Source organism: Bacillus sp. FSL K6-1006 (genome assembly GCF_038593175.1).
Taxonomy (GTDB): domain Bacteria; phylum Bacillota; class Bacilli; order Bacillales; family Bacillaceae; genus Bacillus; species Bacillus safensis.
Genome location: NZ_CP151970.1, coordinates 439,977 through 454,997 on the forward strand (window position 1 = coordinate 439,977; position 15,021 = coordinate 454,997).

The window sequence follows — 15,021 nt, forward strand, 5'->3', positions numbered from 1 at the left end:
ACATGATCAAGCTCACCAATTTGAAGAAATCATTCGGCGACCTTGTCGTCTTAGACGGAATCAATCTCGACGTGAAAAAAGGGCAGGTTGTGGCCATTATCGGACCTTCTGGCTCCGGTAAATCCACCTTGCTGCGCTGTTTAAATTTATTAGAAACGCCTGATGAAGGCACGATTGAAATTGGCGATGCGAGGCTCGATGCGTCCAAATATTCACGTAAAGAAGCCCATCACCTGCGTCAACAAACGGCCATGGTGTTTCAAAACTATAATTTATTTAAAAACAAGACAGCACTGCAAAACATAACAGAATCATTGCTTGTGACGAAAAAAATGACGAAGCAGCAGGCGAATGAAATCGGGATGAAACTGCTGAAGCAGGTAGGGTTAGAGCAAAAGGCTGACAGCTATCCAGTCACGTTATCTGGCGGACAGCAGCAGCGAATTGGGATTGCCCGCGCGTTAGCGGTTGATCCACATGCGATTTTGCTGGATGAACCAACGTCTGCGCTTGACCCAGAGCTTGTTTCAGGTGTGCTTCAAGTCATTAAATCCATTGCGATCCAAGAAACAACGATGATCATCGTCACACATGAAATGGCGTTTGCAAGAGAAGTGGCAGACCATGTGATTTTCATGGCGGATGGTCATATTATCGAGCAGGGGACGCCAACTGAGCTATTTGATGAAACGAAGAATGAACGGACGAAACGATTTATCCAAAAAGAAGCAGCGGCTGAAGAAGCATAAGCTGCTTTTTATTCTTTAGAGGGGTGAGTGTCTAGTGAAATCAATAGGAAATGAAGATTTAAACAAACGTTTGATTCATATTCGCCGAGCGCTTCATGAGCATCCAGAGCTGGCGTTTGAAGAATATGAAACGACAAAGAAACTGCGCCGCTGGTTAGAAGAGGAAGGGATTACTGTGCTTGATATCCCGGCACTTCAAACAGGTGTTGTCTGTGAAATCAAGGGAGAACAAGAGGGACCGACGATTGCTCTGAGAGCCGATATTGATGCACTTCCGATTGAAGAAGCATCTGGCGAACCATTTTCTTCAAAGGTACCGGGTAAAATGCATGCATGCGGTCATGATTTCCATACAGCTTCTATTTTTGGTGCGGCTCTTTTATTAAAAGAGCGGAAACACGAGATCAAAGGAACGGTCCGTATTTTGTTCCAGCCGGCTGAGGAAGTTGCTCAAGGGGCGAAACACGTCATAGAGGCAGGCGTTTTAGATGGAGTCAATGCAATTTTCGGTATGCACAACAAACCTGACCTGCCAGTTGGCACGATTGGCATTAGAGAAAAAGCATTGATGGCGAGTGTGGACCGGTTTGAAATCGATATTAAAGGAACGGGTGGCCACGCCGGTATTCCAAATCACACGGTAGACCCCATTGCCATCAGCGGGCAGATCACAAGCGCCCTTCAGCAAATCGTCAGCCGCCGCATCAGCTCCTTGCATCATGCGGTTGTCAGTATCACACGCATCCAAGGCGGTACATCATGGAATGTCATACCCGACCGTGTTGAGATGGAAGGAACCGTTCGGACGTTTGAGCCTGAAGTAAGAGCGATGATTCCAGAGCTTATGAAACAAATCGTCAGCGGAATTGCAGAAGGATTTGGAGCAGAGGCTGAAGTGAGATGGCATCCTTATTTGCCTTCTGTCATGAATGATGAGCGTCTGACAAAGGTGGTTGAAGAAACGGCTGGCTCGCTTGACTTACATGCTGTGCAGGCAGAGCAGTCACCGGGCGGAGAAGATTTTGCTCTTTATCAAGAACGCATTCCAGGATTTTTTGTATGGATGGGGACTAGTGGTACGAGGGAGTGGCATCACCCTGCGTTTACATTAAATGAAGACGCACTTCCAGTTTCCGCTGGCTTCTTTGCTGAGCTTGCCGTTCGGGCATTGGAGTCTCGATCATGGAATTAACAAAACAACTGGCAGAAGCAGTGCTTTCTGCTGATCCGCTTCAAGATGAACGGGCCATTCAAATGGCGAGAAATGCACTGTTAGACGCTGCGGCATCAGCGCTTGCTGCGAAAGAGGATGAAGGGATTCAGAAGCTGATGCAGCTTGTTGAACAGGAAGGCGGAACCGCTCAGATTCCTGTCATTGGACAAGGAAAGAAGGTGAGCCGCCAATCCGCAGCGATGCTGAACGGCTACCTCATCCATGCCCTTGATTATGATGATGTGCACTCAGATGTGAGAGGACATCCAAGTGCGGTCATCATTCCGGCGCTGCTATCACAGCTGACAGACGGCAAAGGGTATGGCGAGCGGTTTTTAGCTGCCTATATCACTGGTGTTGAAGTGATGGCAAGACTTGGCGAATCCATCGGCAAGGCGCATTATGAGCGGGGCTGGCATAATACAGGAACACTCGGAGCCATTGCGGCAGTGTGTGCGATTGGCTATTTGAAGCAGGTCACACGAGAAGAACTGATGAAAGCAATCGGCTTTGCCGGAGCGCAATCAGCCGGAATGCGGAAGCAATTTGGCTCTGATATGAAACCATTACAAGCCGGCTTAGCTGCTAAAACAGCCGTTTGGTCTATGGACTTAGCTTGTTCAGGTTTTGGCGGGAATGACTCGGTTCTTGATGGCGTACTTGGTTTTTTTTCACTCTATGGAGACCTGGAACTTGCGGAAAGCCGTTTACTAGAGGGCTATGGTTCTACATGGCGTATCGTTTCACCGGGGCTGTGGTTCAAAGTATATCCATTCTGCTCAGCAGCCCACCATGCAGCAGATGCGATCCAATCTTTAACGAAAGAGCGGGCTTTCTTGCCGGAGCAGGTAAAACAGATCGATGTCATATTCCCGCCAGGCGGAGATGCAGCGCTTATTGAGCAGACACCTTTGACTGGAGAAGAAGGACGTTTCAGTGTCGAATACGTCATCGCACTGGCAGTGTTTGGACAGACGCTTACGCTGGATGCCTTTACGAAAAAAACCATTCCATCAGACATGCGGACATGGATGAAGCGGGTAAGCAGAGGATATGATCAAATGATTGTACCTCATTCCGATGCTGTTCCAAAAGGCCGCTTTACGATTGTGAAGCTCACCTTATCTGACGGCACCACCATCAGCAAACGTGTTGATGTTCCGCAGGGAGCACCCGGACACGCGCTATCGACAGATGATATCATGAAAAAATTAAACAGTGTGACAGACGATTCTCATGCCCAGCTTATGCGGCAGGCAGTAGAAGAGGGGAACGATTCTTCCTTTTTGCAGCTTTTGGTATGATCACGAATGAGGCTCATCCATCGGGATGAGCCTCAGCGTGTAGACAAACCCTCGCATTCGTTGTCAGTCCTGCGTGCCGGTGCTCACGAATGTTTCATTCGCTCCGCTCCGGTACTCGTCCATCGTAGACTGCAAAGGTTTTCTATCACGCTGAAAAGAAGACAAAGAGCTAAAATAGAGATCATTTTAGCTCTTTGTCAACAATCTGAGGCTCATCCATTGAGATGAGCCTTTCTTTATGGAGTCACAAAATCACAACTTATTCATTCTTGGTAAACGTCAATCCAATATGAGCAAGTGCCTGCGGTAAGTCTTTCCGGATGGTGATGTCTTTAAACGATATATTGGATTGAATCGCACTTAAAGCAAGGTCTTGCTTAATGCCCGTTAAAACTGCCGAAATTCCTAAAAGTCTCAGTGTTTGTGCATAGCTGACCAAATATTGAATGCTTTGTTCATTCAGGCTTTTTGTTCCCGATACATCAATGACCAAATGAGAGAGCGACAGCCTGTAGCTTTCCTGTAAAATGGTTTCCAAAATATGCTGAGCACGTGTCTCTTCGATATCACCAAGCAGAGGAAGCACGGCGACACCATCAACAACAGGTACGATCGGTACAGACAATTGCTTAATCTGCCGGTTAGCACGGTCTAGTTCGAGAACGTAGCTTAATAAAGAAGCCATCGTTTCAAACATATACACATGCTCTTCTGTGAACTGCTTCGGTCTCAAATCAAGTCCGCAAATCGTCCCGTAGTTCGTCCCATCTGTAAAATCAATGGGAACCCCAATAAACGAGCCGCTTTGAAGATGTTTCGTGACCTCTAAGTATTTAGAACGGTCATCCCTCGAAATGTCAGGGATCACAAGTGTATCCTGATGATCGACCGCCAGCTTGCAAAATGTTTTTTCATAAGGAAGTTCTTCTCCTTCTTCAAGAAGCTGCTCGTCATGATTTAGCACCTTTACAATCTGATTGGTGTTTTGATCATTTTTAGCAATAAACAGTGTATTCACATCAATGAATTGACTCATCATGTTTAAAATACTAGTAGAAGCATCATGAAAATTGCGAAACTGTTTTAATAGTTGTTGACGAGGCATTGTTTTAGGACTCCTTGTAGCTCCGAACATAGGCCGGAACGTATAATTGATGTGTCTCTATCATACAAAATCAAACAAGAAATAGATACACTTTAATGCGCAAAAACACTCTGATCGTCGAGATGAAAAAGACTGCCGATCCAAAGATCTGGCAGTCTGCTGATTAAAGAGAGACAGGGACAGTAGACATGGAGAAAAATTCCTCATACAAGGCTTGGACAGCTTCTTTTTCTTGCGCCGCTTTGACGCCAAACATCATGCTGACCTCTGAAGAGCCTTGATTGATCATTTCAATATTGACCTTCGCTTTTGACAGCGCCTTTGCCGCTCTTGCTGTTGTGCCAACATTATGACGCATCGCTTCTCCTACAACCATAATCAGCGAGAGATTTCGCTCTAAAACGACCTCATCTGCATCAAGCACGAGCTTCAAGCGGTCTAGCAGCTCCTCTTCAATATGCTGCTCCTCCAGCTGATCCTGCCGTAAAATAATGGTCATATCATCAATGCCAGAAGGAACATGCTCATACGTAAGCCCATACTCTTCTAGTGTTTGCAGCACCTTTCGTCCAAAACCGACTTCTCTGTTCATCAAATATTTACTAATGTAAATGCTGCAAAATCCATTGTCTGAGGCGATTCCAACAACAGGTCCATTTGTATGGTCCCGCTGATTTACGATTTTTGTCCCTTTTGCCGACGGGTTGTTGGTGTTTTTAATCTGAACTGGAATACCTGCACGGAAGGCAGGAATAAGTGCTTCATCATGGAACACAGAAAAACCAGCATAGGACAGCTCGCGCATTTCCCGGTATGTCAGCTCTGTAATCTCTTTCGGTTCATGAACAATCGTTGGATTGACGGCATAGACAGCATCGACATCTGTAAAGTTTTCATATACATCTGCCTTCAGGCCATTCGCCAAAATGGAGCCGGTAATATCGGAGCCGCTTCGCGAAAAGGTGACGATGTCTCCCGCTAGACTAAAGCCAAAAAAGCCAGGGAATATAATAATGCCAGAGCGCTCTCTTAATTTGTACAAATGATCATAAGACTCCGGCAGAACTTGCGCTTGGCCAGGCTCATCGCTCACAAACAAACCAGCTTCCTTTGGATTCACATAATGAGCTTCCACACCTTGGTGGCGGAAATAGGCGGCAATGAGCTTAGCGTTATTGTCTTCACCGCTTGCTTTAATGGCATCAAGATAGCACTCAGGGCGGGATGAATCAGCCTGTAATAATGTGTCTAGATCTTGCCTGATGGTATCGATAATGTCTTGACCTAATCCGAGTTCATCCGCTATTGAGGCATACCTCTCGATGACTGCTTCCTTTAAATCATGTGCTTCGCCTAAACGTAAATATTGTTCACCGCAGCTAATTAATAGATCGGTGACCTTCGTATCCGTTGAATGCCGTTTTCCTGGTGCGGAAACAACGACTGCTTTTCGAGCTGGATCTGCTGTTACAATGTCAAATACCTTTTGCAGCTGCTTGCCAGATGCAAGTGAACTGCCACCAAATTTAACGACCTTCAATGCATACATCTCCTATAGTAAAAATTTTCTCACAAATTGAATAGTTCCTATTATCAACTCTTTTCCTTAAATTATCAAGGTTTTTCTTTACTAGAAATACAAATGTGTTTTCGGAGAGGACGATATTGTATGAGTATATGAAAAAAGAGCCGGCCATATGCCGAGCTCTTTTTCTTATGAAGAAGACGAGGAGGAAGATAGTTCCTGCTTCATCACTTTATTCTCACGTTTTTTTTCCTTTAAGAAAAAGGAGAGGACGAGTCCAATGACCGCAATCAGACCAGAAATGAAGAATGACGTATTCATTCCATGAACGGCCGATTTTAATGGATTGGCCAATTCTGCATTTGCAGCAGAGGTGCTCATGATGGAAACAAGCACAGCCGTTCCAATGGAACCGCCTATTTGTCTCATCGTGTTATTCATCGCTGTCCCATGAGGGATCAAATGAGGCGGTAAAGAGTTAATACCTGCGGTTGTCAGCGGCATCATGATCATCCCAACCCCAATTAAGCGAAGCGTGTAGGCGACCGTAATGAGGGCGATTGATGAATCAAGGGTGAGCAGCATAAACGGCAGGGTGGTAACGGTGAGTATCGTAAAACCGCCTAATGCCAGCCCTTTTCCGCCGACTTTATCAAAAATCCGTCCAATAATCGGTGACAGGAGTCCCATGAAGAGAGCACCTGGCAGTAAGATAAGCCCTGTATCAAGTGCAGACAGCCCTCTGACATTCTGCGTATAAAGCGGCAGAATCGTCTCTGTCCCAATTAATAAAGCAAAGACAAGCATCCCAAGGAAGGTTGTTAAGCTAAAGATCGCAAATTTAAATACACCAAACTCAAGCATCGGTCTTGTTAAGTTCGACTGGCGCAGGATAAAGAAGAACAAGCTCACAGCGCCGACAATCAGCGAAATGAGAACAGTCGCACTCGTCCATCCATACGTGCCGACACTAGAAAATCCATAAAGCAGCCCGCCGAAACCGAACGATGACAAGATGACAGATAAGACATCAATACGTGTCTCTCTTTGCTGCGTCACATTTTTCATTAAGAAGAAAGCAAGAATGAGATCAATGATACCGATTGGCAGAACAATATAGAACAAGAACTTCCAGCTGAAGGAGTCAACAATCCAGCCGCCAAGTGTTGGCCCAAGTGCAGGTGCGAACGAAATGACAAGTCCGACCATGCCCATTGCCTGCCCGCGTTTTTCTTTCGGGAAAATGGTTAAAAAGATCGTTTGCATCAGCGGCATTAAAATCCCTGCACCGGCTGCCTGCACGATACGCGCAGCAAGTAACACCGGGAAATTTGTTGCAAATGAAGCAAGAATTGTACCGGCTGTAAAGATGCTAAGTGCCGTTAAAACTAAAGAACGGCTTGAAAATTTCTCAATGAGGAAAGCCGTAATGGGGATGAGAATCCCGTTTGTCAGCATAAAGGCTGTTGTAAGCCACTGTCCTTTGCTGACCTCAATATTGAAATCTTCCATGATATGCGGGATCGCTGGAATGAGAAGCGTTTGGTTTAAAATCGCAACGAATGCCCCAACGAGGAAAATCCCAACAATCACAGATCGATTATACGATGTAGTTGATTGGTTCATGTTATCCCTTCTTTATCTATAAAATGATGTTTTTGAGCTGTGACACGTTTTGTGATAAAACGCTGTTTTTGCCTAAATAATCGAGCAGTGAGCTGACTAAAAAGGTTCTCGGTTCATCCTTTGATAATTCTTGATTGAGCAGCTCATACGCAGAGAGGAGATCGTCTTTTTCTTCTCCGTTTGACAGTGCGTGAAGCTCTTGTTTGATCTTCGTTAAGTACGAGATGACAAGTTTTTCTTCATCATATCCGTCCTGTGAGGAAAACAAATAAGATTCCATCAGCTGATCTGTTAACACAGGCTCAATTGAGCAAGGTTTTTTCGATACACGGTCCATCACACCGATAATCATCTCGGCAGCATTTTCTAATTTGATGTTCTTGTGCTCAATCGCCAGCATTAAGATGAATTCTCTCATTAATCCATTGAGAACAATCACGAGATCCCAGACATAAGGAGCGACGGATTCACCATATGTGCTCAAAATAATGTCTCTGTGCCGCTGCATGATAATGGAGCGTGTCTCGCGTAAGTGTTTAATGACAATAGGCGAATGCTGAGAAAAAGCTTCAAAGGACAGCATGTTCAAAAATTTATGATTCTCTTTAAACTCTTCAAGCTCAAGCTTGATCTTCTTTGTGAATTTTTCCTTTTTGGACAGCGTCGTTTCTGAATGAATGATGCGGGAAATCTCTCTCATTTTGCGCTGATTGTATTTAATCAGTTCTAGTAGAAGAGCTTCCTTTGAATCAAACAGTTTATAAATAGACGCTTTTGATATTTTACAGGCATCGGCAATTGACTGCATGGAGACACTCATATAGCCTTTTTGAGAAAATAATTTCTTTGAAACCCGCAAAATCTCTTCTTGCTTTTCGTTCATCTTCATAAGTCCTTTCCGAATCGGCAAAACCATAGGGTCACAATGGAAACCGAGTGGTCACTTTTGCTATGATAACAAAACCAATGCCCTAAGACAAGAAAATGAACTTAAAAAAATACCCGTCTGCATGACAGGTATTTTATCCTTCCGCATGTGCGGTATATATTTTTGTTTTGCCGTGAAGTTCGATGACCAAAATGTCTTCTCTCTCTTTCACAGAGTAAATAGCGGTCCCTTTTTGCAGCCTAGAAGCTGTACCATGTTCAAAATTTTTGGCGGCTGTTTTCTGAATGACACCTACTTGCTGATGTTTTGTGACGTGTAAGGATGTCGTCCAATCTACATTTGTTTCATAGACCGTTCCTTCCCATTGAAATAAATCTGCCTGCTGATCCATAGCTAATAACTCTTCCGCACTAGGTGGTTTTGACTGAGAATATTGGACGGACTGGCAGGCGCAGAGGAAGATCGCGAGAATCATCATCAATAAACTAATCCATATATTATGTTTCAAAATGGTTTCCTTCCCTTCAGACAGTCTCATGAATAATGGACGTTAGTGAAGCCATATCGTTACTTGACTAGTCAGCTTCAGGTGAATGAGATTGTATGTTGGCACAAAATACGATACATTTATTGTATGACGAATCCAAACCATCCAAACAAAGAAGATATGAGACTGATTTCTGTGCTGCACGCATTGGCTGATCCAATCCGGTTAGAAATTGTCCGCTGCTTAGCAGAGGCAGGGGAGAGGACATGCGGCACGTATGAGATGAATATTGCCAAATCCACGCTTTCCCATCACTTCAAAGTGCTGAGGGAGGCAGGCGTCGTGAAAGTGAGAATTGACGGGAAGCACCGTTACTATTCTTTAAGAAAAGAAGACATCGAGACCGCTTTTCCTGGACTCATGTCATCGATTCTAGCTATAGATAAAAAGCGGTGGTAAGCCAGCTGTCTGTGAAGGGCAGCTGGCTGTTTTATTTCCCGAAAATGGCGTCATACAGCCGTTTCACTGCCGGCTGAATATCCTCTTGCTTCATATGTGAGAAGCCGAGGACGAGCGGAACAAAGCCTGGCTGATGCCCCGGCAATTGCTCATCAAGGGTAAAGCGATCCATTCCGTACATTTTCAGCTTTCTTTCTTTCGCTCGCTGTAAAATCTCATGCTGCGTTCGATTTGAGCGAAACTCTGCAATAAAATGAAGCCCGGCATTTTCCCCAATAATCCGCACATTGTCAGCAAAAACCGTATTGAGCTCTTCAATGAGCTGCTTCCGTTTTTCCTCATATAAACCATTCATTCGTTTAATATGCCGTTGATACGCCCCATCTTTTATAAAATGAAGAAGGGTGTATTGTGTAAAAAGATTAGCTGTTTGAATGAAAAAATGCTGTTCCTCCTTATAGCGTCTCAATAAATGCTGAGGCAGCACCATATAGCTTAGTCGCAAGCCGGGCAGCAATGATTTTGAAAAGGTGCCCATATAAATGACTTTGTCATATCGGTCAAGACTTTGCAGCGCCGGAATGCTGTCTGTGCCATATTTAAATTCACTGTCATAATCATCCTCAATGATATAACGATCTGGCTGATCGGCTGCCCAGTTTAACAGCTGAATGCGCCGGGAAATCGGCATAATCACCCCTGTTGGAAATTGATGTGAAGGGGTAATGATCAACACATTTGGCTGTTTCTTATGAATATCACTCATCCGCACACCTTTTTGGTCAATGCCAATCGTTTCAATTTGGTGATGATTGTTTTTCAGCATTTGATAGAGCCGGCGGTAGCCAGGGTTTTCTAACCCGTATATTTGATCAGGCGGAAGAATGCTTGATAACGAATGGATCAGTGACTGTGTGCCTGCACTTAAAATGAGCTGTTCTGGATAGCATTTGACCCCTCGTGCAAGTCCGATCAATCGGGCAATCGTTTCCCGCAGCTCATACACACCTTGTGGATGCGGAAGCTCACCGAAGGCATCTTGGTGGAGATGGATCGCCTTTTGTTCGCTTTTCAGCCAGCTTTTAAATGGAAAGTTCGCTGTATCGACGGAGATATGTGAAAAGGAATACCAGTCGTCTCGTGCAATCGGTTCTTCCTTTAAATCTACAGGAAGAGAAGAGGGTTTTAGCTGACCAGATTCATGAAACGTTTCTAGTGATTCCACGAAAAACCCTTTGCGTTCAACCGAATATAAATATCCCTCGGCAAGCAGCTGCTGATAGGCGCCATTCACTGAATTAACGCTGACGTTTAATGTATCGGCTAACTCTCGTTTGGACGGTAATTGATCATGCGGCTGAAGGTTGCGGTTTAAGATTTCCCCTTTAATTTTCGTATAAATTTGATGATAAATATATCCGTTTTGCCCTGTTTGATCTAGTTGAATTGTCAGCATCTCATCATTCCATCCTCTCTGATACCATGAAAAAAATGATATTGGTACTTTCTATCATACCAAAAAATATTCAGAATAATAAAAAAGGATATAAAGGGGATGGATGACAATGAGTCAAACGACAACAAACCGTTTTTCAACTGAAGAATGGCAGGGGAAAAGAGATCAATACGTCGCAAGAGGCGTGAGTAATGGCAACCGTCATCTTGCAGCGAAGGGGAAAGGAGCCGAGCTGTTCGATATTGATGGGAACCGATTTATCGATTTTGCAGGCGCCATTGGCACATTAAACGTAGGACATTCACATCCAAAGGTCGTGGAAGCGGTCAAAGCACAGGCAGAGAGCCTGATTCACCCAGGATTCAACGTGATGATGTACGAATCGTATATCGAATTGGCAGAGAAGCTGTGCCATCTCACACCAGGGGATCATGATAAGAAAGCCATTTTTCTTAATTCAGGTGCAGAAGCTGTTGAAAATGCGGTGAAAATTGCACGTAAATATACGAAAAGACAGGCCGTTGTGTCGTTCACAAGAGGTTTTCACGGCAGAACGAATATGACAATGAGCATGACGAGCAAGGTCAAGCCATATAAATTTGGCTTCGGGCCATTCGCATCTGAGGTGTACCAAGCACCGTACCCTTATTACTATCAAAAACCTGAAGGATTAAGCGATGCTGCTTACGACGAGTACATCATTGATCAATTCAATCAATTCTTCGTCGCAGCCGTTGCACCAGAAACCGTTGCTTGTGTGGTCATGGAACCAGTCCAAGGGGAGGGCGGATTCATTGTGCCATCGAAGCGCTTCGTTCAGCATGTCGCTTCCTTCTGTCAGCAGCACGGGATTGTCTTTGTTGCAGATGAAATCCAAACCGGTTTTGCAAGAACAGGGAAATACTTTGCGATTGAGCACTTTGATGTGGTACCGGACTTAATTACTGTGTCAAAATCTCTTGCAGCTGGCTTACCGCTGAGCGGAGTCGTTGGCAGAAAAGAAATGCTTGATGCGGCAGATCCAGGGGAGCTTGGGGGAACATATGCAGGAAGTCCGTTAGGCTGTGTAGCTGCACTGGCTGTCCTTGATATCATTGAAACAGAACAACTGAATCAACGATCTGAACATATTGGACAAGTCATTGAGGACAAAGCCAATGAATGGAGAACAGCGTATCCATTCATTGGGGAAGTCCGCCGGTTAGGGGCAATGGCGGCAATTGAAATTGTGGAAGATCAAACAACGCGTACACCAGATAAGAAAAGAGCCGCAGCGATTGCAGCATATGCAAATGAGCACGGGCTGCTTCTTTTAACGGCAGGGATTAATGGGAATGTCATTCGCTTCTTAACACCACTTGTCATCACAGATGAGCTGCTTCACGAAGGACTAGGGATCATAGAGGACGCCTTCAAAGCACGCTAAACAACAAAGGGGGATGGTTGTATGCAAAAACAACAAATGGCAAAAACCATGTCGCAGTCAGACGTACTGTTTTTGTCCATTGGTGCAATGCTTGGCTGGGGCTGGGTTGTACTTTCGGGAGATTGGATTTTAACAGCTGGATTTTTAGGCAGTGTGATTGCTTTCGTTATAGGCGGTATTCTCGTCATCTTTATCGGACTTACGTATGCTGAGCTTTCGTCTGCGATTCCAGAGACAGGCGGAGGGCTCGTTTTTGTCCAGCGGGCATTTGGGATGAAAGCAGCGTTCGTCTCAGCATGGGGCGTATTATTTGGTTATGTGTCTGTGATTACGTTTGAAGCTGTCGCTTTGCCGACCGTCATTGATTATGTGATTCCAACACAGCATGCTGGCTTCTTATGGAATATAGGGGGATGGGACGTTTATTTCACGTGGGTATTGATTGGATCTGGCGGTGCATTGTTTTTAACAGCGCTGAATTACATTGGGGCGAAGCCTGCTGCCATTTTTCAGTCCGTGTTCACAGTGGCGATTATTCTGACAGGTTTTCTCCTTTTAGGCGGCGCAACATTTAATGGAGATTTTGCAAACCTTGAGCCGATGTTTCAAGGCGGGGTTGGCGGTCTTATGGCGGTGTTAGTCATGATTCCCTTTTTATTCGTTGGGTTTGATGTCATTCCGCAAGTAGCGGCGGAGATTAACGCACCAAAAAAAATCATTGGGAGAATCTTGATTATTTCCATCGTGAGTGCGGTCATTTTTTATCTGCTTATTGTTTTTGGGGTAGCTGCTGGAATGTCAAAGGGACAGCTTGAAGCCTCTTCATTAGCAACAGCAGATGCGATGGTTCAGCTTCTCGGTCATCAAGCGTTTGGAACAGTGCTGGTTATTGGCGGTGTAGCAGGGATTGTGACGAGCTGGAATGCTTTTATTATCGGTGCAAGCCGTATTCTATATGCTATGGCGGAAAGAGGTATGATTTCCAAATGGTTTGCGTATATTCATCCAAAGTATAAAACACCGACAAATGCCATTTTATTTCTTGGAGCTTTAGCTTTTTTCGCTCCATTATTAGGGCGTCCTGCCCTCGTATGGATTGTCAATGCAGGCGGTGTCGGAATCATCGTCGGGTACTTAATAGTATCCATTGCCTTTATGAGACTTCGGAAAACAGAACCTGAGCTGGAGCGTCCATATCGCATAAAATATTGGCGGACGACAGGTGTTTTAGCTATCGGACTGAGTCTTCTTTTCCTTTCATTTTACTTTCCAGGAATGCCGGCCTCCTTATCTTGGCCAGCTGAATGGATATTGCTTTTAGGTTGGGTACTCATTGGGTATATACTATATGTAATGAATCCAAGAACGAAGGAGACGATAGAGCATGACAAACGAACTCAAAGTGTATAATCCTGCAACAGGAGAAGAAATTGCTTCAGTTGCTCAGCATACAAAAGAACAGATCGAAGACGCAATTTCCCGTTCACACAAAGCATTTAAATCATGGGCAAAAACGTCAGCGCATGAACGTGCCAATATCATTCGCAAGTGGTTTGATCTGATGATTGAGCATAAAGAAAGGCTTGCGAAAATCATCACAGAAGAAAACGGAAAGCCGTATCAAGAAGCATTAGGAGAAATCGTCTATGCGGCTGGTTATATTGAATGGTACGCAGAAGAAGCAAAGCGAATCTACGGCAGAACCATCCCGTCACATACGACGAACAAACGCCTTTTCGTCACAAAACAGCCAGTTGGTCCTGTTGCTGCCATTACTCCGTGGAATTTCCCTGCGGCGATGATTACGAGAAAGGCAGCTCCTGCGCTTGCAGCAGGCTGTACGTTTATTGTAAAACCTGCTGAAGACACACCGCTGACAGCTATAGAACTAGTAAAATTAGGTCATGAAGCCGGCATTCCAGAGGATGCACTGCAATGGGTTGTGGGAGATGGCAAAGAAGTGGGTGAAATCTTCACAGATAGTCCATTGATTCGAAAAATCACGTTTACAGGCTCAACGCCCGTCGGGAAGCACCTGATCAAAAACAGTGCCAGTACAGTCAAACACGTATCAATGGAGCTTGGCGGTCATGCTCCGCTCATCGTAGACAAGGATGCGAATCTTGAACTAGCTGTCAAACAAGCAGTGGCATCTAAGTTTCGGAACGCAGGGCAAACCTGTGTCTGTGCCAACCGCTTAATTGTGCATGAAGACATTCATGAAGCATTTGCGCAAAGATTCAGCAAAGAAGTAGAAAAGCTGAAAGTAGGAAATGGCTTTGAAGAAGGCACATCCATCGGTCCAATTATCAACAAGCGCGGCTTTGATAAAATTGTCGGTCAAATTCAAGATGCAGTGGATAAAGGGGCGAAAGTTCTTGTCGGCGGCGAAACGCATTTCGACGATGACAAATCATATTATTTTGTCCAGCCAACGGTTCTTACACATGTGGACCCTTCGATGAACATTATGCATGAAGAGACCTTTGGTCCAGTGGCACCTATTACGACATTCAAAACGTTAGACGAGGCAATTGAATTAGCCAACGATACACCTTTTGGCCTTGCAGCTTATTTCTTTACAGAAAATTATCGGAACGGACTCTACATTTCAGAACATCTCGATTATGGGATCATTGGCTGGAATGATGGCGGTCCATCGGCTGTCCAAGCACCTTTTGGCGGTATGAAAGAAAGCGGAATTGGGCGAGAAGGCGGCATCGAAGGAATCGAGCCTTATTTAGAAACAAAATATGTATCCATTGGTTTAGACGAATAAACG

13 protein-coding genes are annotated in these 15,021 nt (G+C 44.8%); 7 read left to right on the forward strand and 6 right to left on the reverse strand.

What is annotated here, in order from left to right; genetic code table 11:
• The first annotated feature begins 2 nt into the window (after nucleotides 1-2).
• Genes NSS65_RS02115 through NSS65_RS02125 form a run of 3 tightly spaced genes read left to right on the forward strand, consistent with a single transcriptional unit; the run spans nucleotide 3 to nucleotide 3,266 of the window.
• Nucleotides 3-749, forward strand: a complete 747-nt coding sequence (locus tag NSS65_RS02115) for an amino acid ABC transporter ATP-binding protein (RefSeq protein WP_025093644.1) — start codon at nucleotides 3-5, stop codon at nucleotides 747-749.
• Nucleotides 750-783: 34 nt separating this feature from the next.
• Complete coding sequence (locus tag NSS65_RS02120) at nucleotides 784-1,941, forward strand: amidohydrolase (protein ID WP_144496813.1); 1,158 nt, start codon at nucleotides 784-786, stop codon at nucleotides 1,939-1,941.
• Complete coding sequence (locus tag NSS65_RS02125) at nucleotides 1,932-3,266, forward strand: MmgE/PrpD family protein (protein ID WP_342467347.1); 1,335 nt, start codon at nucleotides 1,932-1,934, stop codon at nucleotides 3,264-3,266. Before NSS65_RS02120 ends, NSS65_RS02125 begins: the two co-directional genes overlap by 10 nt.
• Nucleotides 3,267-3,525: 259 nt before the next feature.
• Here NSS65_RS02125 and NSS65_RS02130 read toward each other — a convergent pair whose 3' ends face one another.
• The 5 genes from NSS65_RS02130 to NSS65_RS02150 form a co-directional block, all read right to left on the reverse strand.
• Nucleotides 3,526-4,371 carry a GAF domain-containing protein gene (locus NSS65_RS02130; protein ID WP_034283782.1) on the reverse strand — a complete coding sequence of 282 codons (846 nt, stop codon included), beginning with the start codon at nucleotides 4,369-4,371 and terminating at the stop codon, nucleotides 3,526-3,528.
• 163 nt (nucleotides 4,372-4,534) lie between these two features.
• Entirely contained in the window at nucleotides 4,535-5,911 is a 1,377-nt protein-coding gene (locus tag NSS65_RS02135) for an aspartate kinase (RefSeq protein WP_034283784.1), read from the reverse strand.
• A 174-nt stretch (nucleotides 5,912-6,085) separates the two neighbouring features.
• Nucleotides 6,086-7,522 (reverse strand): MDR family MFS transporter, encoded by a 1,437-nt coding sequence (locus tag NSS65_RS02140; protein ID WP_046313897.1) that lies wholly within the window; start codon nucleotides 7,520-7,522, stop codon nucleotides 6,086-6,088.
• A gap of 16 nt (nucleotides 7,523-7,538) precedes the next feature.
• Entirely contained in the window at nucleotides 7,539-8,405 is an 867-nt protein-coding gene (locus tag NSS65_RS02145; protein ID WP_231293950.1) for a TetR/AcrR family transcriptional regulator, read from the reverse strand.
• Between the two features lie 139 nt (nucleotides 8,406-8,544).
• Nucleotides 8,545-8,919, reverse strand: coding sequence for a hypothetical protein (locus tag NSS65_RS02150; protein WP_120208387.1), 375 nt, complete (start codon nucleotides 8,917-8,919; stop codon nucleotides 8,545-8,547).
• Nucleotides 8,920-9,045: 126 nt separating this feature from the next.
• On the opposite strand from NSS65_RS02150, the gene NSS65_RS02155 reads away from it, so the two are divergent.
• Nucleotides 9,046-9,357, forward strand: coding sequence for a metalloregulator ArsR/SmtB family transcription factor (locus NSS65_RS02155; protein WP_034283858.1), 312 nt, complete (start codon nucleotides 9,046-9,048; stop codon nucleotides 9,355-9,357).
• A gap of 31 nt (nucleotides 9,358-9,388) precedes the next feature.
• Here NSS65_RS02155 and NSS65_RS02160 read toward each other — a convergent pair whose 3' ends face one another.
• Nucleotides 9,389-10,813, reverse strand: coding sequence for a PLP-dependent aminotransferase family protein (locus NSS65_RS02160; protein ID WP_065215312.1), 1,425 nt, complete (start codon nucleotides 10,811-10,813; stop codon nucleotides 9,389-9,391).
• Between the two features lie 109 nt (nucleotides 10,814-10,922).
• Between NSS65_RS02160 and gabT the strand changes: the two genes are divergently transcribed.
• The 3 genes from gabT to NSS65_RS02175 are packed head-to-tail and all read left to right on the forward strand — an operon-like array spanning nucleotide 10,923 to nucleotide 15,018.
• Complete coding sequence (gene gabT, locus NSS65_RS02165; RefSeq protein WP_065215311.1) at nucleotides 10,923-12,239, forward strand: 4-aminobutyrate--2-oxoglutarate transaminase; 1,317 nt, start codon at nucleotides 10,923-10,925, stop codon at nucleotides 12,237-12,239.
• A 21-nt stretch (nucleotides 12,240-12,260) separates the two neighbouring features.
• Nucleotides 12,261-13,649, forward strand: coding sequence for an APC family permease (locus tag NSS65_RS02170; RefSeq protein WP_034283791.1), 1,389 nt, complete (start codon nucleotides 12,261-12,263; stop codon nucleotides 13,647-13,649).
• The gene (locus tag NSS65_RS02175; RefSeq protein WP_065215310.1) at nucleotides 13,624-15,018 is read left to right on the forward strand and encodes an NAD-dependent succinate-semialdehyde dehydrogenase; all 1,395 of its coding nucleotides are present in this window, start codon (nucleotides 13,624-13,626) and stop codon (nucleotides 15,016-15,018) included. Before NSS65_RS02170 ends, NSS65_RS02175 begins: the two co-directional genes overlap by 26 nt.
• Nucleotides 15,019-15,021 lie beyond the last annotated feature (3 nt).

Bases quoted from the DNA above. Each gene is read 5' to 3' on its own strand.
- NSS65_RS02160 (WP_065215312.1), bottom strand. From the start codon at position 10,813: ATGCTGACAATTCAACTAGATCAAACAGGGCAAAACGGATATATTTAT.
- NSS65_RS02130 (WP_034283782.1), bottom strand. From the start codon at position 4,371: ATGCCTCGTCAACAACTATTAAAACAGTTTCGCAATTTTCATGATGCT.
- NSS65_RS02145 (WP_231293950.1), bottom strand. From the start codon at position 8,405: ATGAACGAAAAGCAAGAAGAGATTTTGCGGGTTTCAAAGAAATTATTT.
- NSS65_RS02155 (WP_034283858.1), top strand. From the start codon at position 9,046: ATGACGAATCCAAACCATCCAAACAAAGAAGATATGAGACTGATTTCT.
- NSS65_RS02125 (WP_342467347.1), top strand. From the start codon at position 1,932: ATGGAATTAACAAAACAACTGGCAGAAGCAGTGCTTTCTGCTGATCCG.
- NSS65_RS02140 (WP_046313897.1), bottom strand. From the start codon at position 7,522: ATGAACCAATCAACTACATCGTATAATCGATCTGTGATTGTTGGGATT.
- NSS65_RS02175 (WP_065215310.1), top strand. From the start codon at position 13,624: ATGACAAACGAACTCAAAGTGTATAATCCTGCAACAGGAGAAGAAATT.
- NSS65_RS02170 (WP_034283791.1), top strand. From the start codon at position 12,261: ATGCAAAAACAACAAATGGCAAAAACCATGTCGCAGTCAGACGTACTG.
- gabT (WP_065215311.1), top strand. From the start codon at position 10,923: ATGAGTCAAACGACAACAAACCGTTTTTCAACTGAAGAATGGCAGGGG.
- NSS65_RS02115 (WP_025093644.1), top strand. From the start codon at position 3: ATGATCAAGCTCACCAATTTGAAGAAATCATTCGGCGACCTTGTCGTC.